The following is a 23,188-nucleotide window of genomic DNA, read 5'->3' as shown; positions in this document are numbered from 1 at the left end:
CAGCTCTTTTAGGTGAAGTACGCAGCACAAAAAGATAATATGCATAAGTATAGCGGAGGGAATTAAATTGGATAAAATTATTGTACAGGGAGGCAGACGCCTAAAGGGGTCCGTCAAAGCAGAAGGAGCAAAAAATGCAGTTCTGCCTGTTATTGCAGCTACTCTTTTGGCAGAAGAAGGGCAAAGTACACTTTACGATGTACCGCCGCTTGCAGATGTAGACACGATCTCCAATGTTTTGCGCCACGTCGGAACAGAAGTTAATTACGAGGATCACCGTTGGACGGCTGACGCTACGGGTGATCTTTCCACGGAAGCCCCGTTTGAGTATGTCAGCAAGATGCGGGCTTCGTTTCTCGTCATGGGTCCGCTTTTAGCAAGAAAAGGGATCGCCCATATTGCGCTTCCGGGGGGATGCGCGATTGGCTCCCGGCCGATCGATCAGCACCTTAAAGGATTTGAAGCGATGGGTGCCCACGTCGAAATCGGCAACGGTTATATTGAAGCGAAAGTAGAAGAACGCCTTCAGGGTGCCCGCATTTATCTTGATTTTCCAAGCGTCGGTGCTACTGAAAATATTATGATGGCTGCAGCTCTTGCAGAAGGCACTACTACGCTTGAAAATGTAGCAGAGGAACCGGAAATCGTGGATCTTGCCAACTTTATTAACGCCATGGGAGGCAAAGTGCGCGGCGCCGGAACCGGCACTATCCGCATCGAGGGTGTGGATAAATTAACCGGAGCGGAGCATACAATTATTCCGGACCGGATTGAAGCAGGCACCTTTATGATTGCTGCTGCGATTACCGGAGGAGAAGTATTCGTCGAAGGCGCAATGCATGAACATTTACGTCCGCTTGTAGCAAAAATGCGTGAAATGGGCGTAAAGATTGAAGAAAGCGACGGGGGCATGCTTGTCACCGGCCCGGATATTTTAAAGCCGGTTGATATTAAGACGATGCCGCATCCCGGCTTTCCAACAGACATGCAGGCGCAGTTTATGGCACTTCTAACCCAGGCAAAGGGCACCGGCCTTATTACAGAAACAGTTTTTGAAAACCGCTTTATGCACGTAGAAGAATTCCAGCGTATGAACGCAAGCATCAAGATCGAAGGACGCACTGCGATCATCAGCGGTCCGAAAAAACTGCAGGGTGCTGAAGTGTCGGCTACCGATCTCCGTGCAGGCGCCGCTTTGATTGTTGCCGGTCTCGTAGCAGAGGGTGAAACAACGGTAACAGAGCTTCGTCACCTTGACCGTGGGTACGTGGACTTTCATAAAAAGCTGCAGGGCCTTGGCGCAAATGTAACACGCGTAAATGCGGACGAGGAAGCAGACACTTCCCTGAAAACAGCCCAGCGCTCTTAAGTTTTGAATAACACAGACCATCACTATGCAGTGGTGGTCTTTTTATGCTTCGAGAGTAGGTATATAGTATCCGGTGAAATAGGATATACTTCACTAAATGCATGCCTATATTCCTCGCATCAGTCGTTTGTGGTAAAATAGAACTAATTATAAATGTGGACGATTTAAAGATGGAAGCATGCCCAGCCGGGTTTACGTTCGGCCTACATTTACGGAAACGGGGAATACAATTATGCTGAGGGGTTTTTATAATGCTGCGTCGGGAATGACAGCCCAGCAGAGAAAAACAGACATGCTGAACAATAATATCGCCAACGCCAACACGCCCGGCTACAAATCCGATCAAAGTGCGATCCGGACGTTTCCGGAGCAGCTTCTGCATGCGGAGAATGCTGGAAGAGGACCGCATACGATCGGTTCACTTGGGACGGGCGTTTACATGCAGGACCAGGCCTCTTCGTTTACCCCGGGAGAGCTGCAGGAAACGAATGCCTCATCCGATGTCGCCCTGCTTGAGGCAGAGGTGCCGGATGAAAACGGGGCAGTGCTGTTCACGGTCCAGGGAGAAGACGGAACGGCCTACACCCGCAACGGCAACTGGACAGTGGATGCACAAGGGTTTTTAACGACAGCGGACGGACAGTACATATTAAATAACGAAGGCGCTCCGGTGGAAACTGGAAATGAAAATTTTCAAATCACTGAAGATGGTACGGTGCTGATTGAAAATGGCGGGGAAGCCGGACAGCTGGGGGTGGCGTATGCACCTGATACCAATGATTTAGTTAAAACCGAAGCAGGAATTTTTGAAGCGGAAGAGGAGCTTGGCGCTGCAGCGGCCAATGAAGACGTCCGCTATCAAATGAAACAGGGGTTTCTCGAACAGTCCAATACCGATTCCACCCGGGCGATGACGGAGCTGATGGAAGCTTACCGGATGTTTGAATCCAATCAGAAGGTGATGCAGACGTATGACCGCAGCATGGAAAAGGCTGTGAATGAAGTGGGACGCCTCGGTTAAACATACTAAAAATAAAGAATTCAGGAGGAACGCAGCATGTATTCGGGATTACGCATACCATTTCAGTCCATGGGGTTGGTTCAGCAGCAGATGGACACGATCAGCAACAACCTCTCCAACGTGGAAACAGCCGGATTTAAATCCAGGCAGGCGACGTTCAGCGAAATGATGTACCAGCAGGAGGACAATATGCCGATGCCGGAAAACGGCACCGGGCGCCTTACTCCGCCCGGAATACGGACAGGCGGCGGAGCAGCGATCGGCCAGACAGCGCTTCGCATGGAGCAGGGATCGCTGAAGGAGAGCGAACGGGAACTCGATTTTGCTCTGGAAGACACGGATGCTTTTTTCCAGGTGGAGGCAGAAGACGGAGCGGTTGAATATACCAAAGACGGTCAGCTGTACTTATCAGAGAACCCGGCAGCGCCTGGCAGCTATACGCTCGTTGACCAGAACGGGGGATTTGTATTAAACGAAGCCGGAGGAAGATTTGATATTCCTGCAGGAGCGTCGGAATTTTCGATGCAGGAAAACGGGGAACTGACAGCTGTAACGGCAGCCGGTGGTACCGTGAACCTTGGGGCGTTTGGCGTGGTGCAGGTGGAGCGTCCGCAGGCATTGACATCTGTTGGAGGCAATCGGTATCGTTTTGAGGATTTAGATGGACTCGGGGCAGCGGAAAATGATATGGTTGTAGAAGCTGACCCGTCCAGCGTAAAGCAGGGAATGGTCGAGCAGTCTAATGTGGATTTATCGAATGAATTAGTAAATATGATGAATGCCCAAAGACAATACTCGTTTAATTCCCGTGCACTGACGCAGGGAGACCAGATGCTTGGATTAATTAACAGTATTCGATAAGTCTTTGTGGTTAAGGGAGCATAGATAGTACATATGAGCAATCAGGACAACCATACAAGGACGTCTAAACCGGGTAGGAAAGCACAGCTGAAAAGAGGTGCGCAGAAGGTGCGTGCGCGTCTTCAGCACCTCCACTGGTGGCACTGGCTTATTATTATTTTAATTCTGGCTTTTATCTGTTCGATTATTGGCCTGATGATTGGCTATGCGGTCGGGGGAGGCAACCCTTTTCAGGCTTTAAACCCATCGACCTGGCTGGAGATTTATCGATTAATTCAAGGAAATTAGCATAAAAAAGCGAGGAAAAAATGATGCTTTCAATAGAACAAATCAAAGAGATTATTCCCCACCGCTACCCATTTCTGCTTGTTGATAAAATTATTGAAGTAGAACCCGGGGAGCGGGCGGTAGGCATTAAAAATGTAAGCGCCAATGAAGAATTTTTCAATGGTCATTTTCCCAACTATCCAGTAATGCCGGGAGTGCTTATCATTGAAGCGATTGCCCAGGCCGGCGGCGTCGCCCTGATGCAACAGGAAGAGATGAAAGGAAAGCTTGCCCTGTTTGCAGGCATTGACGAATGCCGGTTTAAAGGCCAGGTGAAGCCAGGAGACCAGCTGCGCCTTGAAATGGAAGTCACCAAACAGAGACGATCTATTGTTAAAGGAAAAGGCACAGCTTCCGTGGACGGCAAAGTCGTTGCAGAAGCGGACCTGATGTTTGCGATTCAATAATAAAAAGCTTCAAGTTTTTAACAAGTACATTTAGACCGAAGTTGGGAATATATCCAGCTTCGGCCTTTTTTATGGTTTTTTATAAAGAATGTATAGAGGCTTACCAATTTAGGACTAAGTCTTTGAGTTGGGAAGTAGAAGGTTTAACCTCTGCTGAGGCCAAAGCTTATTTAATAATTGTTATAAAAATATATTTGATTCTAAAATTGAAGTTAAACAAGGTTATTAAATACAATTTACGGGAAAAAGGGGGATTGAACGAAATAACGAAAGGAGAGTCAATGTAATGGGATTTATACTATTTCTTATCGTCGGCGGTCTGATTGGCTGGCTTGCCGGTTTAATACTGGGCAAGGACATCCCGGGCGGCATTTTGGGTAACATTATTGCAGGTATTATCGGTGCCTGGATTGGCGGGGCCATCTTTGGTTCCTGGGGACCGGTTATCGGCAGTATCGCGATTTTCCCGGCCTTAATCGGTGCAATTATTTTCGTCGTAATTCTAAGCTTTATTTTAAAAGCGATCCGTTAACAATAAATGAAGCCGTCCTTTCACAGGGGCGGCTTCATTTTTATGACAGGGCGCGGTTTTTACTGATCTGCTGAAGAGCTGTATTGATGCCGAGCACCTCTGTTGCGATATGGCCCATGCCGGGAAACGTTTCAAGGGCAGAACGCTCGATATGGTTGGCAAGGTATACGGCGTGCCGGAGAGGGATAATTTCATCTTCCTCTCCCGCCCAGACATAAGTCGGGGTATCGATGTTTTCCAAATGGTAGGCCCACGGCGTCATCAGCGTCTGGAGGTCCCGGAGGAAGCCCTCAGCAGAATGGGCGGATTCCTGGACCGCAAATCGCCATTTATCCAGAATGAACGGTGTTACATACTGCTGTTCTTCTTTGGAAAGCTGTTCGGACTCCGTCTGGAAGATTTTATCCTCCATATTCGTCTGTTCCCACCGGCTGCGCAGCAGCTCTGGCGCTTCCTGAATCGTTTGCAGCGGTGCTTGTAAGGAGGTATCGAGCAGGCGAAACAGTTCAGGGTCCTCTGTGGGACCGAGTGATCCGACCAGATGGAGCTCGCTGATGCGTCCCTTCAAAAGACTGGTGCTGGTTGCGGCGTAAGGGCCTCCGCAGCCGACACCGATTAAGGAACAGCGCTGGATTTCAAAATGATTCATTACTTCATCGATGTCCTTGGAAAACTGCAGAAAGGTACCATGAGGATCCGGAGTGGAAAGGCCGTAGCCCGGGCGGTCAACAGAAATAATACGAAGAGAGTTGGAAGCTGCAGCTTCTTCTCCGATTGCGGCTTCAAGCCGGGAGCTTCCGACTCCGTGTACATAAAGGACAGGTGTTCCGTCCGGATCACCGAACATAGCGATACTAAGCATACGGCCATCACGTAAAGAAAGCGCTAATTGTTTCAATCGTTCCCTCCTCCTCTTTTTCGTGAGGTATCACTTGTAAATGATGTGTAGGTATATTCTAGCACACTATAAAAGAAACGAAAGAATTTCGTTCAAAATAAAACGGCCCTCCGTGATGGAGAGCCGTTGATTACTAATATTATACTGTGCGGGTCCAGTGCAGTACGTCTTCCTTATCCCCGGTCTGAATACCGGTGATGGTGTCGTACAGCTGTTTGGCAAGAGGACCGGTTTCTTCATTATTGATTTTGTAGGTCTGGGCGTCCCAGCGCAGCCTGCCTACAGGAGAAATAACCGCTGCGGTGCCGGTGCCGAAAATTTCCTCCAGGGTGCCTGCTTCATACGCAGTACGTATTTCTTCCATATCGATCCGGCGTTCTTCCACAGGAATATCCCAGTAATGCAGGAGTTCGATGACGGAGTCACGGGTAATCCCTTCAAGAATACTTCCATTCAGCGCAGGAGTTACAACCTTCCCGCTGATTTTAAAGAAAATATTCATGCTGCCAACCTCTTCAATATAGCGCTGCTCTATGCCATCCAGCCACAGCACCTGATCGTACCCGGCGCTTCCGGCCTGCTCCTGGGCTTTCAGGCTGGCCGCATAGTTACCGGCCGTTTTAGTGAAACCAACGCCGCCGCGGACACTGCGGACGAATTCGTTTTCCACATAAATACTGACCGGCTTCATAGCATCTTCGCCGCTGCCGTAGTAGGAGCCGACAGGAGTTAAAATAATCAAAAGCTTATATGAGGAGGATGGTTTCACGCTGAGACTTGCTTCTGTGGCAATCACAAATGGGCGGATGTACAACGACTGTCCCTCACCGCGGGGAATCCAGTCACGCTCAAGTGATACGAGTTCCTTTAGAGAATCTATCAATAACTGTTCATCGATTTCCGGAATACTCATCCGGCGGTTGGACTGGTTCAGGCGCTCGAAGTTTTTCTCCGGACGGAAAAGCATAATATTGCCGCCGGAATAATAGGCCTTCATTCCTTCAAAGACAGCCTGGCCATAATGAAATACAAGACTGGAAGGGTCCATCGTAAGCGGCTGGTACGGCACAATTCTTGGATCAATCCAGCCTTCTCCTTCTACATAATCCACAACAAACATATGATCGGTAAAGTTTTTCCCGAAAGCGAGCTGGGAGAAATCCGGCTTCGTTTTCGGAGATTTTGTACGTTCAATGGTCAATGACTCAGCCACAATAACATCACTCCTATGTATTTATCGTTCCGTTCATTTCTCTACTGGTAACAGCATTTAGATTGTATCATACAAAGAAAAGTTCTATCCACTTGCAAGCCGGCGACAAGCGCTGTCCGCCTTCTGGTTAGAAAAGCTTTCTCCACCTGCACATCGGCGACAGGTACAATTCAGCCTTGAGAAAAATAGCTCTTTTATTTTTGAAAGGATGAATTGTAACCCCGAGCCGGTGGTGGAGAAAGCTGGACAGCGACCTCGAGCCGACATGGGAAATAAAACGTATATTACTCTATCTGCTCTTCTTCAGCATGTGCCCGCAGCTTGCGCAATGCGGATTTCCGCCATGATTTGACGGTAGAAGCTGCTACCCCGTATTTTTCAGCAATGTCACGTATAGGAAGAGAATGTACGGCGAACTCGGTAAGCCAGGTTCGTTCCCGTTCTGAAAGAAGGGGAAAATAAGCTTCAAGCTCAAAGCGGTCCTCCATTTCCGACGACTGCTCAAAGGGCTGGTGGTCATCAAACAGCTGATGGCGCTCGGAAAAACGGACTTCTTTACGGAGCATCATCAGCATTTCTCCGCGCACAAGCATAAAAGCGTACCCCGGAAAAGCTCCTTTTTCGGGAGAAAAGGTAGAGTATGCCTTCCATAATCCTACATATCCGGCCTGCATATATTCCTCCTGCTGCTGATAAATACGGAGGCGTGTAATCATTCGTTTGACGAGCGGAGTGTATTTTTCATATGCTTCTTCAAAAGAAGCAGGTATCGTGTCAGTCAACGGTCTCTCCTGTGAAGCCGCGCGCGGTTCTTATTTATTCCATGGTAGACTCAGCATATATAAAGACTCGGAATGCTGCTGGAGGCTATGTACGGATAAACCTTGCGTAATGTGTTGTATTATAGAAAAGAACAAAGCTGCCGAAGTATAGGCAAAGCGCAGCCGGTATAAGAAAAAATAAAGCAGATCGGTTGAAAGCAGATAAAGAAAGCGTACAATTGAAATAAGAATGATTACGATCAGGCAGGTGAACAGAAATGCCAAATGAAGATAAAGAAACACAGGCAAACGTGGAGTGGATTCAGCAGCAGATTCAACAGCGGTCGCTTGATATCATGACAGACATGCTGAAGGGGCTCGCTGACGGCAAGCGGATGCAGATCGCCCAGGCGCTGGCCCTGACGCCGGAATTGAGTGTACATAGTATTGCCGAAGTGATTGACTCCTCCATTGCAACGGCGTCCCATCACCTCCGCTACATGCATAAGCTGGGACTGACGAAATTCCGGAAGGAAGGGAGAACCGTGTACTATTCCCTTGATGATGAACATGTGAGACAGGTGGTGGAGCTCGTTGTCAGCCATCAGGCAGAAATTAAAGAACGGCAGGGAAAAGAGGCGTAGCAGCGTCTCTTTTTTTATTTGCAGGAAACAAATGTCTGCCAAAAATACATCTGCAAAAACCAGCTGCATTTATGAAAGCGGAAACAACATTTTAAAATCAACGATATTTCACAAATGTTTAGTTGACGAACGAATGAAATGAAGCTATTATGTTTACAAAGGTTATAATATAGAACAAATGTAAGGAGGGCGTTATTGTGATGCAGGCAGACTGGGTGTGGGAAGAGCCAAAAGAAAAGCTGGTCGACTGGCTTGAGCAGATGTGGACCGTCCGCTGGTTCGATGAAAAAGTAGATGAATTTTTCGCCAAAGGCATGATTCACGGCACGACCCATCTATGCGTGGGACAGGAAGCTTCGGCCGTAGGTGTATGTGCGATGCTTGAAGATAAAGACAAGATTACAAGTACTCACCGGGGCCACGGGCACTGCATCGCTAAGGGGGCCGACCCGGACCGGATGATGGCAGAGCTGTTTGGCCGGGAAACCGGCTACTGCAAGGGTAAGGGCGGCTCCATGCATATTGCGGATGTTGAAAAAGGCAACCTGGGCGCCAATGGCATCGTCGGAGGCGGCATTCCTTTAGCTGTAGGAGCAGCACTCACATCAAAGATGCGCCAGGAAGGCTATATTACCGTTTGTTTCTTCGGGGACGGGGCGGCAAATGAAGGCAGTTTTCACGAAGCAGTGAACCTGGCCGCTATTTGGGATCTTCCGGTCATCTTTGTCTGCGAAAACAATCAGTACGGCATGTCAGGCCCGGTAAAGGATATGGTGAAAATCGAAAACATTGCCGATCGTGCTTCCGGCTACGGCATTCCAGGGCATGTCGTGGACGGTAATAATCTTCCCGAGGTAATGACCGTGATGAAAGAAGCCGTGGAGTATACAAGAAATGGGAGCGGCCCGGTCCTTATCGAGGCGAAAACCTACCGGTGGAAGGGCCACTCTAAAAGCGATGCTAAAAAATACCGGACAAGAGAAGAAGAAAAAGAATGGAAAGACAAAGACCCGATCCGTTTTTTCCAGGACGCCTTGATTGAACGGGGCGTCATTACCGAAGAAGAAGCAGAGACGGTGAAAAAAGACACCAAAGCCCGTATCGAACGATCAGTGGAATTTGCGGAACAGAGCCCCGAACCTTCCGAGGATACGCTGCTTGAGGATGTATACGCTTAATATAGAAAGGAGTGCCTGACGATGCAGTCGAGCGCAGTAAATTCTTCAAATGATAAGGAAACGACACGGAGCATTACCTTTGCCGAAGCCGTCCGCGAAGCATTATCGCAGGAAATGCGGGAGGATCAGGACGTTTTTATTCTCGGGGAGGATATTGGGGTCTACGGCGGTGCCTTCGGTGTTACCCGCGGTATGATTGAAGAGTTCGGCCCGGAGCGGGTACGTAATACTCCAATTTCCGAAGCGGCAATTACAGGTGCTGCGATCGGCTCGGCGCTTACAGGTATGAAGCCGGTCGTCGAGCTGCAGTTTTCGGATTTTATTACGATTGCGATGGACCAGCTGGCCAACCAGGCAGCGAAGCTCCGGTATATGTACGGCGGTAAAGGCAATGTGCCAATGGTGCTGCGGACGCCTTCTGGCTCCGGAACCGGGGCTGCGGCCCAGCATTCGCAGAGTCTTGAGGCCTGGGTAGCCCACGTTCCCGGCCTGAAGGTCGTACAGCCGTCGACAGCTTCAGACGCGAAGGGACTGCTGAAGGCTGCTATTGCTGACCCGAATCCCGTGATCTTTTACGAACACAAATTATTGTACAAAACGGAGGAGCACGTCCCGGAGGAAGCGTATACGATTCCTCTCGGAGAGGCGGATGTAAAGCGTGAAGGCACAGACGTGACGATCGTTGCGACCGCCGTGATGGTGCATAAAGCGCTCGAGGCAGCAGAGAAGCTGGCGGAGGAAGGCATTGACGTGGAAGTGATTGACCCGAGGACGCTCGTACCGCTTGATGAAAAGACGATCGTGGATTCTGTTAAAAAAACCGGAAAGGTGATCGTTGTGCATGAAGCCGTCAAAAGAGGCGGTTACGGCGGCGAAATTGCCAGCATGATCGCAGAAAGCGAAGCCTTTGATTATCTGGATGCCCCTGTTCACCGGCTCGGGGCACTGCCGATTCCTGTGCCGTACAATCCGGCACTTGAAAAAGCAATGGTTCCGCAGGTGGATGATATTATGCAGGCGGCGCGCGACAGCGTCAACCGCCGTTAAAGGAGGGCAGTATTCATGGCGAAGGAAGTATTTATGCCCAAATTAAGCAGCACGATGGAAACCGGAACGCTTCTGCAGTGGTTTAAGCAGGAGGGAGATCAGGTAGAGGTCGGAGAGCCGCTGCTTGAGGTAATGACCGATAAAATAAATATTGAAGTGGAAGCGTATGAAGAAGGCGTCCTGCTGAAACGGTACTACGATGAAGATGAAGAAGTGCCGGTAAACGGTATTGTCGGCTATATTGGCGAAGAAGGCGAGCAGGTGCCGGAGCAAAGACCGGGATCCGAAGGTAAATCAGAGCCGGAAAGCCTCCCGGAAACTCCTGCTCCAGAAGCGGCAGAGCAGACACCAGAAATTGAAAAAGAGAGAGGTGTGCGTGCTACACCGGCAGCACGGAGGCTTTCACGGGATAGCGGCGTAGAGCTGTCACTGGTGCAGGGAAGCGGAGCGAAAGGGCGTATTCACGCTGCGGATGTTCACGCGGCTGCAGACAAGCAGCACATACGAAGTACGCCGCTTGCGAAAAAAGAAGCACAGGCAAACAACGTAGACCTGTCTGTCGTGAAAGGAAGCGGCAGCTACGGCAAAATCACACGGACCGATGTCACTTCGCAGTCCGCAGAAGAGGAGCTTCGCTCCGAGCCGCTCCAGGGCATACGGAAAGTGGTAGCAGAGCGTATGCAGCAAAGCGCGGGCGAGGTGCCGCACGTGACGCTTCATACCGAAATTGATATGGAAGCTGCCATGGAATTACGCACCCAGCTGCTTCCGGTTATTGAAAAGCAGACCGGCGAGCGGCTCTCGGTAACAGAGCTGTTGATGCTTGTGAGCAGCCGGGCGCTTCAAAAGCATCCGGCCGTTCATGCCTCCATGACGGACAACCGGATCACAAAGCAGTCGTCTGTGCATATGGGGATCGCTGTAGCCACGGACAGGGGGCTGCTGGTGCCGGTAATCCGCGATACAGAAACAAAAGGACTCGCAGAATTAGTTGCTGAAACCAAACAGACAGCGGCCGCGGCCCGCAACGGTACCCTCCCCGGCAAAGAGCTTTCGGGAAGCACGTTTACGATTAGTAATTTGGGAATGTATGCGGTGGATCATTTTACACCGATTATTAACCAGCCGGAAGCAGCTATTCTTGGTGTTGGCCGCATGCAGGAAAAACCGGTGGTCATAGACGGGGAAATCGCCATGCGCCGGATGATGGCGGTAAGCCTGTCCTTTGATCACCGTATTATCGACGGAGCGCCGGCGGCTGCATTTTTAACAGAATTTAAACAAATGCTTGAACAGCCGTATCAGCTGTTTGTCTAAAAGGAGGTGAACTGATGGAAACGTTTGACCAGGTAATTGTCGGCGGCGGGCCGGCAGGCTATGTAGCTGCGCTCCGGGCGTCGGGTCTCGGCCAGTCCACTGCCCTCGTTGAGGACCGCGAGCTCGGGGGCACCTGCCTGAACCGGGGGTGCATACCGTCTAAAACGCTCCTCCAGAACGCAGAAGCAGTGAACTATGTACGAAACGCTTCAAAATACGGGATCCAGGTTGAAGGCTTTCATCTGCGCTACGAAGAGATGCTTGAGCGGAAAAACCAGGTGATTCAGCAGCTCCGCCAGGGCGTCCAGTCGCTGATGAAAAAAGGCCGCGTCCAGGTATTTCAGGGGCGCGGGGCGGTTCATTCGAACAAACAGGTGACGGTTACCGGCAGGGACGGAAAGGAAACAGTGGTGGCCGGGAGAGCGGTAATTATTGCTTCTGGCTCCGTGCCGGCGGTTCCTCCGATCCCCGGCCTTGAAGAGACCGGGTATTACACGAGTGACACTATTTATGAACGCCATTCACTTCCGGCGTCGATGACTATTGTCGGAGGAGGATTTATTGGTACTGAATATGCCTGTTTGTATCAGTCGCTTGGCGTGCAGGTGACGGTGGTCGAAGCAGCTGAACGGCTGATACCCCAGGAGGATGAAGACGCTGCAAAAATGCTGGCAGGGGCGCTCGAGGAGGCGGGGGCGACTATTCTTGCTGGTACCTCGGTTACTTCTGTCAAACAGGAGGGAGAACAGGCAGTCGTCAGTGTGCAGGACGCCTCCGGAAACAGCCGGGAGCTTACCACAGATCTGCTGCTGATCTCCACCGGACGTGCGCCGGTCATCGCTGCTGCTGAAGACCTTCATTTACGTATGGACGGCCGTTTCGTAGCGGTTGATCGTTCGATGCAGACATCGGTACCGGGAATTTATGCTGCAGGAGACATTGTCGGCGGATGGCAGCTGGCCCATGCGGCAAGTGCCGAGGGCATTATTGCAGCAGAGCATGCTGCGGGCGCGGCGGCTTCCATGGCTTTCTCCCTTGTGCCGCGGTGCATTTACACCTTTCCGGAAATAGCTTCGGTCGGCCTGTCCGAGCAGGAAGCCAAGCAGGCGTACAGCGATGTTAAAGTAAAAACGGTGCCGCTGCGGGGCAACGCCAAAGCAATGACGATGGGAGAGTCCCGGGGATTTGTTAAAATCATTTCCCGGGAAATGTTCGGCGAAATTCTCGGCGTGGTGATGGCCGGCCCGCATGTTACCGAAATGATTGGAGAGCCCGCGGCCTATATCCATCTGGAAGGCACGGCTGAAGAGTGGAGCAGCCAGGTGCATGCACATCCATCGCTGTCAGAAGCTATGTTTGAAGGAGCATCTGCGCTCGTCGGACGCCCGCTTCATCAATAAAAAGCGATGTAAGCGTATATAGTTTTTTGGCAGGGAGTGATATACTGGCATCAGATGAATTTATGGAATAGAGGGAAGAATTATGCTCAACTGGGAAGAAAAAAGAGAAACCGTAAAAGTAGCGAAGCTGTATCATTTTGACGGATGGACCCAGGCGCAGATCGCCAAAAAGCAGGGCGTCTCCCGCCCGGTCATTTCCAAAATGCTGCAGCGGGCCCGGGATGAAGGCATTGTTGAAATATATATTAAAGATGAAAGTGTGCATACTGTTGACCTGGAGCAGAAGCTTGAAAAAAAGTATGGGCTGAAAGAGGCGATAGTCGTTTCCACGACAGGGTTCACGCCTGATCTTGGCAAACGCCTGATCGGAAAAGCGGCCGCTTCTTATGTGGCTAAGAGATCCGAGCAGGTAAAGCGGATCGGTATTTCCTGGGGGACAACGCTTCGCTCACTTATTGAAGAGTATCCGTATGTCGAGCATAGAGACATTCAGATTACGCCGCTGATTGGGGGAATGGGGAACAAATACGTGCATCTGCATTCCAATCAGCTGGCGTTTCATTTTGCGCAGAAAATGAATGCCTTCTGTTCGTATCTGTATGCTCCGGCCATGGTCGAAACCGACGACTTGAAGGAGCGCCTCGTGCAGTCCAAGGACATCGCCCAGGTGCTTGAGGAAGGCAGGAATGTAGAACTTGCCCTCGTCGGCCTCGGCAACCCGCTGCAGCACTCTACCATGGAAACGATGGGGTACCTGCAGGAAGAAGATATTATCACGCTCCGAAAAGCCGGGGCAGTCGGAGACATCAGCTCGAAGTTTTTCGACGCTCTCGGCCACGGCGTGGACCACCCAATCAACAACCGGGTCATCGGCCTCACGCTCGAGGAGATCAAAAGCATTCCCGAAGTGGTCGGCGTAGCCCAGGGCTCCCACAAAGTTCTCGGTATCGAGGCCGCATTGAAGGGCGGTTATCTGGATGTGCTGATCGTGGATAATCAAATTGCAGAAGCCTTAACCGAATAATGTGCGCCTGGCTCCTTTCAAAGGGGCCTTTTTTTTATGCCAATGAAGCAATGGCACATTTTTTTAATATATAAATGAACAAATGTGTAATTAAAAACATATGTAAAATAAAAGAAATAATTGTCAATTATTCCGGGAAATCCGCGCAAAAATAAATTTTTAAAATATCTGAAAAATAGATTGACGGTTTTATGAAAACGCTTTAATATAATTACAAAGGTTACAAGTTGTTACAAATGTAAAGGAGGGGTGAGGATGTGGGGTTATTTTATCGCTGCGTTTGTCGTCATATGGCTGATTCAATTTTATCTGACCTTCCGCCAGATGAAATACTATAACAACATGATTGCTTCGATGGGCAGACGCCCTTCAGGATATCTTGGTACAGGCATTGATAAACGCCTGCTTGGCATTGGCACGGTCATTCTGCTTGTTACCAATGAAGCAGGAACGGTGATCGATGCCAGGGTTATGAGAGGAGTGACAGTGTTCGCCAGATTCGCCGAAGCGCCGGAGCTGATGGGGGAAAACATTCACGACTTAAAAAAGCAGTGGGAGGCCGAAGGCGCTGCCGGGAAAAAGAAGCATCCGAAGCGGGCTCATCTGATGGCAGCCCAGCAGATTCTTGCAGAACAAAAGCGCAAACACAAAAAGGGGGATAACAAATGGATTTCTTAGTAACGCTCGCAGAAGGCTTTATCGGCATGTTCCAGGCAGGCGGTGAAACGTTTGTCGGGCTTGTTACAGGTATTATTCCGACGCTCATATGTTTGATTCTTGCTGTGAATGCGATGATTAAATTCATCGGCGAAGAACGGATTTACTCGCTGGCCCAGAAAAGCACCAAGTATTTCTTTCTGCGCTATACACTGTTTCCGGTCCTGGCTGTGTTTTTCTTAACCAACCCGATGTGCTACACCTTTGGACGCTTCCTGCCGGAGCGGCAAAAACCGGCGTTTTACGACTCTGCCGTATCGTTTGTGCATCCAATTACCGGATTGTTTCCCCACGCGAACCCGGCCGAGCTTTTTGTCTACACAGGAATATCAGCTGGTATTACAACACTTGGCCTGTCTGCCGGCCCGCTTGCTATCCGCTTCTTTATTGTCGGTCTGATTGTTATATTAATCCGCGGCGTGGTAACCGAATGGATCACCGCCATCATGCTCAGACGTCAGGCAGCTAATACAGAAGATGGTTCCACGGAGAAAAGCGCCAGCACATAAATGAAAATTTAAAAGAAAAAGCGAGGGAAGAATAATGGCTGAATATAAACCGGTAGAGGTAACGAAGGGGAGAGGCGGCTGGGGAGGCCCGCTCGTCATTCATCCAAATGACCAGAAAAGATATATTATGTCGGTAACCGGCGGTGGTATCCATCCGGTCGCCGAACGCCTGGCGGAATTGACTGGCGGGGAGGCGGTAGACGGATTCAAAGCCTCCTATGATAAAGAAAATATCGCCGCAGCAGTTATTGACTGCGGGGGCACCGCACGCTGCGGGGTCTATCCGAAAATGGGCGTGCTGACGGTCAATATTCACGGCACGTCACCGGCCGGCCCGCTTGCGCAATATATTAACGAAGAGAATTTTGTTTCCGGTGTGGGTGAAAGAGACATGAAGGCGATCAGTGCGGATGAAGTGCCGGCGGCGGAAGCGGAAGCAGAGGATAAAGCTTCGCCGTACAACTCCCTGATGGACCGGGACGTGGCCAGGCAGGTTAAAGACGATGCGAAAATGAAAGCCAAAGGATCCGGTCCGAAAAAGGCAAACATTATCGAACGTATCGGCCGCGCTGTCGGTAATGTGGTAAGCGTTTTCTTCCAGGCGGGGCGTGAAACGATTGATACCGTTATCCGAAACATTCTCCCATTTATGGCTTTTGTTAGTACGATTATCGGGATCATCACATTCACCGGCATCGGCGACCTGATCGCAAACTTTGTATCGCCGCTTGCCAGTAATATTTTCGGGCTGCTGCTTTTATCCTTTATATGTGCGATTCCAATTTTATCTCCGCTGCTCGGTCCTGGCGCTGTTATTGCCCAGGTGGTCGGGGTGCTTATCGGTACCCAGATCGGGATGGGAAACATTCCGCCGGCGATGGCGCTTCCAGCTCTTTTCGCCATTAACCCGCAGGTGGGGGCAGACTTTGTACCTGTTGGCCTGACGCTTGGAGAGGCGGAGCCGGAGACCATTTCTGTCGGCGTGCCGGCCGTTCTGTTTTCAAGGGTTATTACCGGCCCGCTTGCCGTTGTGATCGCTTATCTTTTCAGCTTTGGCCTGTATTCATAAAAATAAACCGGCGGGTATACGCCTGCCCGCCCTGTAGTTTTTAGGAGGAGTGACCGTGCAGATGAAAACAGAAGTATTTACAGCCACCGTAGTCGGCATTGGAGAGGACGCCCAAATGCTGATGGACGACGGCATGATGATTTTATTCAATGAAACAGCTCCAAAGGATTTGTACGATATCAGCTTTGTGCATAACGCCGGAGGGTTAAATGAAGACCTGGAAGCCGGGGATGAGCTGATCATTGACGGTGAAGTGTTTTCCCTTACGTTCGTTGGCGGTAAAGCGAACGAAACGCTTCGGGATCTCGGGCATGCGACCTTTCAGTTTAATGGAGAGACAAATTCAGATCTGCCGGGGACGGTCTGTGTAGAAGCCAAACCGCTGCCTGCGATACAGGTGGGAAGCACCATCGTATTCCGTAAAAAATAAAGCTGGATAGGAGTGGAGAGCAATGATAGGAATTAACCGAAAGCTGCAGGCGCTTGAAAAGGAAGGCCGCTACATTAAAGTGGGTCTTGTGGGTGCCGGCCAGATGGGACGCGGCATGATCGCCCAGATTGAAAACATGAAGGGCATGCGGGTCGTCATAACCGCGGACATAAATGAAGATAATGTCATCAACGCGTACGGCCATGCCGGCATAGAGGGGGGAAATATTGTTTCTACTAACAATAAAGAAGAAGCCTCGCAGGCTATCCGCATGAATAAAGTGGTGGCGTCCACTAAAGCGCTGCTCGTATGCGCGCTCGACGAGGTGGACGTGGTCGTGGATGCGACCGGAGTGCCGGATATCGGCGCGGAAATTGCCTGGAACGCCATTTTGAGCCGGAAGCATATCGTCATGCTGAACGTCGAGGCGGACGTCACTGTCGGGCCGCTGCTGAAGCGGATGGCAGATGCGAGCGGCGTTGTATACACCGGGGCGGCAGGTGACGAGCCGGGAGCGATTATGGAGCTGTACGATTTTGCCGATGCGATTGGCTTTGAGATAGTGGCGCTTGGTAAAGGCAAAAACAACCCGTTAAACGTGGAAGCAAATCCCGACACCGCAGCAGCGGAAGCCAGAGAGAAGGGATCGAGTCCAAAAATGCTTGCCTCCTTCCAGGACGGCACAAAAACGATGGTGGAGATGAATGCTGTGGCGAACGCCACCGGTTTTGTGCCGGAAAAGCCGGGCATGAACGGCTTCGAAGCCGGTGTCGCCGATCTGCCGGAGCTCTTCGAGCTGCGGGAGCTGGGAGGGAAAGTTGGCAAACAGCATATTGTGGAATACATTAACGGCATCGCTCCGGGCGTGTTTGCCATCGTTGCTTCTGATATGGAGGAAGTAAACGCAGAAATGAAATATTTAAAAATGGGAGATGGACCAAACTATGTGCTGTACCGCCCGTATCACCTGACGAGCCTGGAAACGCCGCTTTCCGTAGCACGGGCGTTTCTGGACGGCCAGGCGACGATCGCTCCCGACGCCGGTCATATTGCTGAAACAGTGGCCGTGGCCAAGCGCGATCTGGAGGTGGATGAGCATCTGGATTCGATTGGCGGCTTTACCATTTACGGCACGGTAATGGAAGCCCGAGAAGCCAAAGAAAGGGAGGCACTTCCAATTGGCCTGGTGGACAAAAATGTGCGAATGACCCGCGCTGTCAAAAAAGGGGAGGTTATTACGCACCAGGACGTGGAGCAGACAGTAGAGTCAACGATCTGGCGTCTGCGGAAAATGCAGGATCACGAGTGGAAATAAAATGAGAAGGAAGCGCTGCCGAAATTAGCGGCCGCTTCTTTTTCCATCTTCAAATCGTGGTATAATAAAAGAGTAATAAGCAAAGGAGGGGCTGAAGCGATGAAAAAACGTAAGGAGCTCATTTACTTACAGTGTGCTCATTGTAAGGAAGAGACGCCCCACAACGTGGAATATATCAATGGGGATGTGTACAGCATGGAGTGCCGCACGTGCGGCCGGGAGCTCACATTGAACCGCGATATTATGAAGGAATGGTACAGCGAAGTGTATGACCGCGTGACTACGAAGCCTACTCGTTTAACAGAGGAATACAAAGAAAGCAGGACGCCGTTTGTCGTACGGATGCCGTTCCGGCTGGCAAGCAAGCCTTACCGGCTGATGCGGGATTTAAATGATACCCAGAAGACCCTGCGCTATTATAAAAACAAACAAAAGAAATCTTCCTGACCACGCGTAAGCGGGGAAGGAAGATTTTTTATAAACAGAGGTATTATCCACTGACCAGTTGTTTCCGTGGTGTGGGTGCTGCTTCGTATGTGCGGTTGAACTCCAGCAGAGGACATGCAGCGCAGGCTTCTGACACTCCGGTGCATGTGGCAACAGAGTCAAACACCCCGTCTCTATAAACGTAGGATAATTCGTGAAGCACCCTTTGTTTCGTGATCGAGCAGTAAATTACCTGACGCGACATGGAGTAATCCATCGTATTTCACTCCCTCGGCGTATAATAAATAACATGAATAAGAGCGGTATATACTAATTTACTTAAAGACTATGTACCCGCAACGGCGTTAAAGAAAACCATAGGTTGTGAGCAGATAGTCTTAAGCGATGGAAGTTTACACCGGGAGGTATGCGGGAAAATGATATTTCTGACAGCCTATCCAATCTTAAACAAACAACCAGTAATTTAAACCAGCAGCAGAAATGTGACAGTGGCGCCGTATCTGAGCAGATGAAAAACACTACGGCTGCCTAAAGAGAGGGAAGAGAAAAGGGGGAGCATCCATGAAACAAAGGTATATGCTGATTGCAGTAGACCAGGACGGCCGTGAGGTTTCACTAAAGAACTATAAAGGCCGTGAGGCGAAAGAGGAATTAATTTTAGAAGGAAAAGACTGCGCAACGACAATGTATGAGCAATTAAAGGAAGAACTGCATCCAAACTCGGTGAAAATGCTCAGTCTGTAAAGCTGATATCAGAAGTCCCCGGCGGTAAATGCCGGGGGCTTTTTACTATCTTTCAATCAGTTCGATGCGGTTGCCAAACGGGTCCTCCGTATAAAAGCGGGGGGAGCCGTTCAGCGGCTGTTCGGGCTTTACGGGCCAGTTAAACTCCTGCAGACGTTCTCTGGCAAGCTCGAGGTTATGCACGCGGAGCGCCGGATGTGCTTTTCGGGCCGGAGAAAACGGTTCTTCGACGCCGATATGGACCTCAAGGCCGCCGCAGTCAAACCACACACCGCCTCGTTTAGCCAGATCTTCGGGCTTTGGTATCTCGGGCATTCCGAGGATTGTATGAAAAAAATGGCGGGCTTGTTCTTCACTTTCCGGCGGAGCAGCAAGCTGTACGTGATCAATCCCGGTAAACAATGTCATAAGAGGGTCATCCTTTCACTTTTCGGGCTATCGTTTTTCCGATTTCAAGCGAAGCTGTTGCTGCAGGTGAAGGAGCATTTAATACGTGCAGGCTGCGGGATCCTGTAATGAAAAAGAAGTCGTCCATCAGGGTTCCGTCTTCCTGAAGGGCCTGGGCGCGTACCCCTGATTCGCCAGGGACAAGCTCATCGGCTGTAAGAGAAGGAATCAGCTGCTGCAGTTCTGCGGTAAATGCCTGCCTCGAAAACGAACGCACATATTCCCGCGCTCCTTCCTTCCAGTACCGGGAAGCAAGCTTTACCAGTCCGGGGGACCGGAGGTGCTCCCAGGCATCTGCCGGATTTACAGCCATTTTTCCGTACCCTTCCCGCTCAAAGCTTAATACGGCGTTCGGGCCGGCCTCTACGCCGCCCTGGCTCATGCGGGTGAAATGAACGCCGAGAAAAGGAAAGGCCGGGTCCGGTACTGGGTAGACGAGCCAGGAGACTTTGTGTTCAGCCTCCGGGGCAAGGGTGTAGTATTCCCCGCGGAACGGGACAATACGGACATCTGTATGGTAACCGGCCATGCGGGCAATTTTATCACTGTACAGTCCGCCGCAGTTAATGAGCTTCCGGCCGGTAAACGTCTGGTCCGGGGTAGTGACGCTCACGCTCTGTTCAGCTTCCTGAATTTTTTCAGCCTGCTGTCCGATCAGGATATCACCGCCCCGTCTGCGGATTTCGGCTGCAAGAGCCCGGGCCACCTCGCTGTAATCGACGATGCCGGTTTCGGGCACAAGCAGGGCGTGCCGGGCGCTTACGTACGGCTCTCTTTCTGCAAGCTCTTCAAGCGACAGGTAGCGCGGCTGCAGACCGTTTTGTCTGCCGCGTTCGTAGAGCTTCCGCAGCTGCAGTAATTCATTTTCATCCCTGGCGGCAATGATCTTCCCGCAAATAGTATAATCAACCCCGTGCTGGTCGCAGAAAGCCACGAGCGATTTCCGTCCCTTTTCCGTAAGAACAGCCTTCAGGCTTCCAGGGCGGTAATAGATGCCGGAATGAATAACGCCGCTGTTCCGGCCTGTCTGATGCGAGGCAAGATGGGATTCTTTTTCTAAAACGACTACTCCGGCGCCGGGCTCTTCTTCAAGCAGCGCATAAGCTGCAGCAAGTCCGACGATTCCGCCGCCGATAATGATATAATCGTACATATCGAAGCTCCTTTAAACGCCAATTTTTTAACAAAACTGCTTACGCACTGCATACCCGTTTTTTTAAAACTTACAACGGGAGCGTTTTTAAAAAAACGTGCTTCTATTATAATGAAAAAGGGATATATCCCGGAAAGAAAAATTGGAAGTTTACCGCGCTGCAGAAAAAAGGAATAGCAGATATGAGGTACATAATAAACACTCAGATTGGGAAAGGATTGCACACGCCATGGATGAGTTTAACGATGATATTTTGACAGACTCGTTAATTTTAAAAGCGATCGATCATTCGAAGGTCGGTCTGGTTATCACAGACCCGAATAAGGAGGATAACCCCATCGTTTATGTGAACCGGGGCTTTACCGATGTTACCGGCTATACGTACGAAGAAAGCGTAGGATTTAACTGTCGTTTTCTTCAAGGGGAAGACCGAAACGAGCAGGCAATAGAAAATATGAAACGGGCCGTGGCCGCCCGGGAGGAACATGTCCTTGAGCTCGAGAATTTTAAGAAGGACGGTACGCCGTTTTGGAATGAAATTTATATTGAGCCCATTTATTTGGAGAATCGTCTGTATTTTCTAGGTGTCCAGCGTGACATTACCCGGCAGAAAAAATACGAGGATGACCTGGATAAAAGCGAGCGTCAGGTGAACCGGCTCTCAACGCCAATTGTGCCGATCACAGAAAAAATATCTGTGCTTCCGGTGGTCGGGGATTTATCCTATGAACGTTTTGAAATGATCTTTCATAAAATTTCCGAAACGCACGGGAACGTTCATTATGAAAAACTGATTCTTGATCTCTCCGGCATGGACGACTATGACGAGCAGGTGGCCGACGGCATTATGAACCTGCATCATCTGCTCCGCCTGCTCGGATCAGAGCTGATTGTAACCGGGGTCAGGCCGGAGCTTTCGATGGCGTTCACGTCGCAGAACATTTCGCTTTCCTATCTGCGCACCGCAGCCACGGTGAAAGAAATGCTGCAGGAGCTCGGAATATCGTAAAAAGCCGGAATGCTAAGGATTCCGGCTTTACCAATGTTGCTTATTTTTCCTCGTCCTGTCTTTTAGCGTCGCCGGCTTTGTTCTGTACTTCGCCTTTTACTTTATCCTTCTTGGCGTCGCGCTGCATTTTCGGATCGTCCTTGGCATTGCCTGCCTGATCCTTCGCTTCGCCCTTTACTTTATTAACAGCGCCCTTTACTTTATCGCTGAAGCCCTTTTTATCTGCCATAAATGAATACCTCCTGTATTAGGTTCGTACTGGGAATATTCCCGGTGAAGCCTGGGATAAAACAAATGATTCCACAAAAATACGTACGCAAAGGAGCACACCTGTATGTCTGTTATTATTGCCTATACGAATCCGCCGGAGCATGTCCGGGAGTACCTCGAAGGAGAGGCGGAGCTTTATGTGATCCGTCCAAATAAAGAACGGGAAAAATTCATGGAGGTGCTGCCGAGCGCGGAGGCGCTTATTGGAGCAGGACTGCCTGTCGATCAGGAGCTGTTGGATAAAGCGCCGGAACTTCGGGTAGTAAGCAACGCTTCAGCCGGGGTGGATAACCTTGACGTCAGTCTGCTGACAGACCGGGGTATTGTAGCTACAAACACTCCGTCGGCAGTTATCGATACGATGGCGGACACGATGTTTGGTCTGATGATCGGCGCTTCGAGGCGTCTGATGGAGATGCATGAGCTTGTTAAAAACGGAGAGTGGGACCGGAATGCGCCGAAGGAATGGTTCGGCCTGAACGTTCATCATAAAAAGCTCGGCATCATTGGCATGGGAGGCATAGGGAAGGAGGTCGCCCGCCGGGCAAAGGAAGGCTTCCGGATGGAGGTCAGCTACTATAACCGTTCACGGCACGAACAGGCGGAAAAAGAAACCGGAGCCGTCTATGAGCAGCTCGATGATCTGCTCGCTTCGTCGGACGTGGTAATGGTACTGCTGCCGTTAACAAGGGAAACAAAGCATATGATCGGTGCAGAGGCCTTCCGGAAAATGAAGTCAACAGCGGTATTTCTAAACGGCGGGCGCGGGTCTGTGGTGGATGAACAGGCGCTGATCACAGCAACTCGGGAAAAAGAGATTTTCGCGGCAGGACTCGATGTGTTTGAAGAGGAGCCGCTGCCATCGGATCACCCGTTTTTCACCATGCCCGAAGTGACGCTACTTCCTCATATCGGCACCGGTACGACAGAAACCCGGGAAGCGATGTACATGGAGGCAGCCGAGCAGTGCATAAAAGCCCTCAAGGGAGAAAAGCCGGAAGCCCTCGTCAATGAACAGGCATGGGGCAAGGGCAGAAAGTAGGCGTCCCTGAAGCAGACAGGAGGCGGTTTTGGACATA

Annotated in this window: 27 protein-coding genes; 21 read left to right on the top strand and 6 right to left on the bottom strand. The window is 50.5% G+C overall.

The features are described from left to right. The first annotated feature begins 67 nt into the window (after positions 1-67). From murA to ACTTK7_RS08600, 6 genes are all read left to right on the top strand, one after another. Positions 68-1,369 carry a UDP-N-acetylglucosamine 1-carboxyvinyltransferase gene (gene murA / locus ACTTK7_RS08625; protein ID WP_462867441.1) on the top strand — a complete coding sequence of 434 codons (1,302 nt, stop codon included), beginning with the start codon at positions 68-70 and terminating at the stop codon, positions 1,367-1,369. A 232-nt stretch (positions 1,370-1,601) separates the two neighbouring features. Next, the gene (locus tag ACTTK7_RS08620) at positions 1,602-2,390 is read left to right on the top strand and encodes a flagellar hook-basal body protein (protein WP_462867439.1); all 789 of its coding nucleotides are present in this window, start codon (positions 1,602-1,604) and stop codon (positions 2,388-2,390) included. Between the two features lie 36 nt (positions 2,391-2,426). Continuing rightward, positions 2,427-3,251, top strand: a complete 825-nt coding sequence (locus tag ACTTK7_RS08615) for a flagellar hook-basal body protein (RefSeq protein WP_462867437.1) — start codon at positions 2,427-2,429, stop codon at positions 3,249-3,251. Between the two features lie 33 nt (positions 3,252-3,284). Beyond that, entirely contained in the window at positions 3,285-3,539 is a 255-nt protein-coding gene (locus ACTTK7_RS08610) for a DNA-directed RNA polymerase subunit beta (protein ID WP_462867435.1), read from the top strand. A gap of 23 nt (positions 3,540-3,562) precedes the next feature. Beyond that, positions 3,563-3,985, top strand: coding sequence for a 3-hydroxyacyl-ACP dehydratase FabZ (fabZ, locus tag ACTTK7_RS08605; protein WP_462867434.1), 423 nt, complete (start codon positions 3,563-3,565; stop codon positions 3,983-3,985). A gap of 286 nt (positions 3,986-4,271) precedes the next feature. Further along, positions 4,272-4,517, top strand: a complete 246-nt coding sequence (locus ACTTK7_RS08600; protein WP_022793506.1) for a GlsB/YeaQ/YmgE family stress response membrane protein — start codon at positions 4,272-4,274, stop codon at positions 4,515-4,517. 40 nt (positions 4,518-4,557) lie between these two features. Here ACTTK7_RS08600 and ACTTK7_RS08595 read toward each other — a convergent pair whose 3' ends face one another. From ACTTK7_RS08595 to ACTTK7_RS08585, 3 genes are all read right to left on the bottom strand, one after another. Continuing rightward, entirely contained in the window at positions 4,558-5,415 is an 858-nt protein-coding gene (locus ACTTK7_RS08595) for an alpha/beta fold hydrolase (protein WP_462867432.1), read from the bottom strand. Positions 5,416-5,554: 139 nt separating this feature from the next. Further along, the gene (locus tag ACTTK7_RS08590) at positions 5,555-6,631 is read right to left on the bottom strand and encodes a branched-chain amino acid aminotransferase (RefSeq protein ID WP_462867514.1); all 1,077 of its coding nucleotides are present in this window, start codon (positions 6,629-6,631) and stop codon (positions 5,555-5,557) included. Positions 6,632-6,912: 281 nt separating this feature from the next. Beyond that, positions 6,913-7,410: a sigma-70 family RNA polymerase sigma factor gene (locus ACTTK7_RS08585; protein ID WP_462867430.1), complete on the bottom strand. Its 498-nt coding sequence runs from the start codon at positions 7,408-7,410 to the stop codon at positions 6,913-6,915. Between the two features lie 257 nt (positions 7,411-7,667). On the opposite strand from ACTTK7_RS08585, the gene ACTTK7_RS08580 reads away from it, so the two are divergent. From ACTTK7_RS08580 to ACTTK7_RS08520, 13 genes are all read left to right on the top strand, one after another. After that, positions 7,668-8,033 carry an ArsR/SmtB family transcription factor gene (locus ACTTK7_RS08580; RefSeq protein WP_462867429.1) on the top strand — a complete coding sequence of 122 codons (366 nt, stop codon included), beginning with the start codon at positions 7,668-7,670 and terminating at the stop codon, positions 8,031-8,033. Positions 8,034-8,233: 200 nt separating this feature from the next. Beyond that, positions 8,234-9,211, top strand: a complete 978-nt coding sequence (locus ACTTK7_RS08575) for a thiamine pyrophosphate-dependent dehydrogenase E1 component subunit alpha (RefSeq protein ID WP_462867428.1) — start codon at positions 8,234-8,236, stop codon at positions 9,209-9,211. Positions 9,212-9,232: 21 nt separating this feature from the next. Next, positions 9,233-10,258, top strand: coding sequence for an alpha-ketoacid dehydrogenase subunit beta (locus tag ACTTK7_RS08570; RefSeq protein ID WP_462867426.1), 1,026 nt, complete (start codon positions 9,233-9,235; stop codon positions 10,256-10,258). A gap of 15 nt (positions 10,259-10,273) precedes the next feature. Then, entirely contained in the window at positions 10,274-11,575 is a 1,302-nt protein-coding gene (locus tag ACTTK7_RS08565; protein ID WP_462867423.1) for a dihydrolipoamide acetyltransferase family protein, read from the top strand. A 14-nt stretch (positions 11,576-11,589) separates the two neighbouring features. Continuing rightward, complete coding sequence (gene lpdA, locus ACTTK7_RS08560; protein ID WP_462867422.1) at positions 11,590-12,975, top strand: dihydrolipoyl dehydrogenase; 1,386 nt, start codon at positions 11,590-11,592, stop codon at positions 12,973-12,975. An 82-nt stretch (positions 12,976-13,057) separates the two neighbouring features. Then, positions 13,058-13,999, top strand: coding sequence for a sugar-binding transcriptional regulator (locus tag ACTTK7_RS08555; protein ID WP_462867420.1), 942 nt, complete (start codon positions 13,058-13,060; stop codon positions 13,997-13,999). A gap of 255 nt (positions 14,000-14,254) precedes the next feature. Continuing rightward, complete coding sequence (locus ACTTK7_RS08550) at positions 14,255-14,677, top strand: transcriptional regulator GutM (RefSeq protein ID WP_462867418.1); 423 nt, start codon at positions 14,255-14,257, stop codon at positions 14,675-14,677. Further along, positions 14,665-15,225, top strand: coding sequence for a PTS glucitol/sorbitol transporter subunit IIC (gene srlA, locus ACTTK7_RS08545; protein ID WP_462867416.1), 561 nt, complete (start codon positions 14,665-14,667; stop codon positions 15,223-15,225). The genes ACTTK7_RS08550 and srlA overlap by 13 nt, the downstream gene beginning before the upstream one ends. A 34-nt stretch (positions 15,226-15,259) precedes the next feature. Further along, positions 15,260-16,294: a PTS glucitol/sorbitol transporter subunit IIB gene (gene srlE / locus ACTTK7_RS08540; protein WP_462867415.1), complete on the top strand. Its 1,035-nt coding sequence runs from the start codon at positions 15,260-15,262 to the stop codon at positions 16,292-16,294. A 61-nt stretch (positions 16,295-16,355) separates the two neighbouring features. Beyond that, positions 16,356-16,724: a PTS glucitol/sorbitol transporter subunit IIA gene (locus tag ACTTK7_RS08535; RefSeq protein WP_462867512.1), complete on the top strand. Its 369-nt coding sequence runs from the start codon at positions 16,356-16,358 to the stop codon at positions 16,722-16,724. Positions 16,725-16,746: 22 nt separating this feature from the next. After that, positions 16,747-18,039 (top strand): NAD(P)H-dependent oxidoreductase, encoded by a 1,293-nt coding sequence (locus ACTTK7_RS08530; RefSeq protein WP_462867413.1) that lies wholly within the window; start codon positions 16,747-16,749, stop codon positions 18,037-18,039. A gap of 99 nt (positions 18,040-18,138) precedes the next feature. Then, positions 18,139-18,486 (top strand): hypothetical protein, encoded by a 348-nt coding sequence (locus tag ACTTK7_RS08525; RefSeq protein ID WP_022793490.1) that lies wholly within the window; start codon positions 18,139-18,141, stop codon positions 18,484-18,486. A gap of 561 nt (positions 18,487-19,047) precedes the next feature. After that, positions 19,048-19,230 carry a hypothetical protein gene (locus tag ACTTK7_RS08520; protein ID WP_462867411.1) on the top strand — a complete coding sequence of 61 codons (183 nt, stop codon included), beginning with the start codon at positions 19,048-19,050 and terminating at the stop codon, positions 19,228-19,230. A gap of 45 nt (positions 19,231-19,275) precedes the next feature. On the opposite strand, the gene ACTTK7_RS08515 is transcribed toward ACTTK7_RS08520, so the two are convergent. Both ACTTK7_RS08515 and lhgO read right to left on the bottom strand, forming a co-directional pair. Next, positions 19,276-19,638, bottom strand: coding sequence for a VOC family protein (locus ACTTK7_RS08515; RefSeq protein ID WP_462867409.1), 363 nt, complete (start codon positions 19,636-19,638; stop codon positions 19,276-19,278). Positions 19,639-19,645: 7 nt separating this feature from the next. Then, a complete protein-coding gene (gene lhgO / locus ACTTK7_RS08510; RefSeq protein WP_462867408.1) occupies positions 19,646-20,830 on the bottom strand; it encodes an L-2-hydroxyglutarate oxidase in 1,185 nt (394 codons plus the stop codon). Between the two features lie 229 nt (positions 20,831-21,059). Between lhgO and ytvA the strand changes: the two genes are divergently transcribed. Then, the gene (gene ytvA, locus ACTTK7_RS08505; protein WP_462867406.1) at positions 21,060-21,839 is read left to right on the top strand and encodes a YtvA family blue-light photoreceptor; all 780 of its coding nucleotides are present in this window, start codon (positions 21,060-21,062) and stop codon (positions 21,837-21,839) included. Positions 21,840-21,879: 40 nt separating this feature from the next. Here the strand turns inward: ytvA and ACTTK7_RS08500 are convergent, their stop codons facing one another. Beyond that, a complete protein-coding gene (locus tag ACTTK7_RS08500) occupies positions 21,880-22,068 on the bottom strand; it encodes a CsbD family protein (protein ID WP_298786233.1) in 189 nt (62 codons plus the stop codon). Between the two features lie 105 nt (positions 22,069-22,173). Between ACTTK7_RS08500 and ACTTK7_RS08495 the strand changes: the two genes are divergently transcribed. After that, complete coding sequence (locus ACTTK7_RS08495) at positions 22,174-23,151, top strand: 2-hydroxyacid dehydrogenase (RefSeq protein WP_462867404.1); 978 nt, start codon at positions 22,174-22,176, stop codon at positions 23,149-23,151. Positions 23,152-23,188: the final 37 nt, after the last annotated feature.

The sequence above is a fragment of the Marinococcus tarijensis genome (assembly GCF_054971385.1).
The sequence above is the reverse complement of the archived record's forward strand: the minus strand, read 5'-3'. Positions and strand labels throughout refer to the sequence as shown.

Excerpts from the sequence above, each read along its gene's own strand:
- ACTTK7_RS08620 (WP_462867439.1), top strand. The coding sequence starts at position 1,602 with ATGCTGAGGGGTTTTTATAATGCTGCGTCGGGAATGACAGCCCAGCAG.
- ACTTK7_RS08615 (WP_462867437.1), top strand. The coding sequence starts at position 2,427 with ATGTATTCGGGATTACGCATACCATTTCAGTCCATGGGGTTGGTTCAG.
- ACTTK7_RS08610 (WP_462867435.1), top strand. The coding sequence starts at position 3,285 with ATGAGCAATCAGGACAACCATACAAGGACGTCTAAACCGGGTAGGAAA.
- fabZ (WP_462867434.1), top strand. The coding sequence starts at position 3,563 with ATGCTTTCAATAGAACAAATCAAAGAGATTATTCCCCACCGCTACCCA.
- ACTTK7_RS08600 (WP_022793506.1), top strand. The coding sequence starts at position 4,272 with ATGGGATTTATACTATTTCTTATCGTCGGCGGTCTGATTGGCTGGCTT.
- ACTTK7_RS08580 (WP_462867429.1), top strand. The coding sequence starts at position 7,668 with ATGCCAAATGAAGATAAAGAAACACAGGCAAACGTGGAGTGGATTCAG.
- ACTTK7_RS08575 (WP_462867428.1), top strand. The coding sequence starts at position 8,234 with ATGCAGGCAGACTGGGTGTGGGAAGAGCCAAAAGAAAAGCTGGTCGAC.
- ACTTK7_RS08570 (WP_462867426.1), top strand. The coding sequence starts at position 9,233 with ATGCAGTCGAGCGCAGTAAATTCTTCAAATGATAAGGAAACGACACGG.
- ACTTK7_RS08565 (WP_462867423.1), top strand. The coding sequence starts at position 10,274 with ATGGCGAAGGAAGTATTTATGCCCAAATTAAGCAGCACGATGGAAACC.
- lpdA (WP_462867422.1), top strand. The coding sequence starts at position 11,590 with ATGGAAACGTTTGACCAGGTAATTGTCGGCGGCGGGCCGGCAGGCTAT.
- ACTTK7_RS08555 (WP_462867420.1), top strand. The coding sequence starts at position 13,058 with ATGCTCAACTGGGAAGAAAAAAGAGAAACCGTAAAAGTAGCGAAGCTG.
- ACTTK7_RS08550 (WP_462867418.1), top strand. The coding sequence starts at position 14,255 with ATGTGGGGTTATTTTATCGCTGCGTTTGTCGTCATATGGCTGATTCAA.
- srlA (WP_462867416.1), top strand. The coding sequence starts at position 14,665 with ATGGATTTCTTAGTAACGCTCGCAGAAGGCTTTATCGGCATGTTCCAG.
- srlE (WP_462867415.1), top strand. The coding sequence starts at position 15,260 with ATGGCTGAATATAAACCGGTAGAGGTAACGAAGGGGAGAGGCGGCTGG.
- ACTTK7_RS08535 (WP_462867512.1), top strand. The coding sequence starts at position 16,356 with ATGAAAACAGAAGTATTTACAGCCACCGTAGTCGGCATTGGAGAGGAC.
- ACTTK7_RS08530 (WP_462867413.1), top strand. The coding sequence starts at position 16,747 with ATGATAGGAATTAACCGAAAGCTGCAGGCGCTTGAAAAGGAAGGCCGC.
- ACTTK7_RS08525 (WP_022793490.1), top strand. The coding sequence starts at position 18,139 with ATGAAAAAACGTAAGGAGCTCATTTACTTACAGTGTGCTCATTGTAAG.
- ACTTK7_RS08520 (WP_462867411.1), top strand. The coding sequence starts at position 19,048 with ATGAAACAAAGGTATATGCTGATTGCAGTAGACCAGGACGGCCGTGAG.
- ACTTK7_RS08515 (WP_462867409.1), bottom strand. The coding sequence starts at position 19,638 with ATGACATTGTTTACCGGGATTGATCACGTACAGCTTGCTGCTCCGCCG.
- lhgO (WP_462867408.1), bottom strand. The coding sequence starts at position 20,830 with ATGTACGATTATATCATTATCGGCGGCGGAATCGTCGGACTTGCTGCA.
- ytvA (WP_462867406.1), top strand. The coding sequence starts at position 21,060 with ATGGATGAGTTTAACGATGATATTTTGACAGACTCGTTAATTTTAAAA.
- ACTTK7_RS08500 (WP_298786233.1), bottom strand. The coding sequence starts at position 22,068 with ATGGCAGATAAAAAGGGCTTCAGCGATAAAGTAAAGGGCGCTGTTAAT.
- ACTTK7_RS08495 (WP_462867404.1), top strand. The coding sequence starts at position 22,174 with ATGTCTGTTATTATTGCCTATACGAATCCGCCGGAGCATGTCCGGGAG.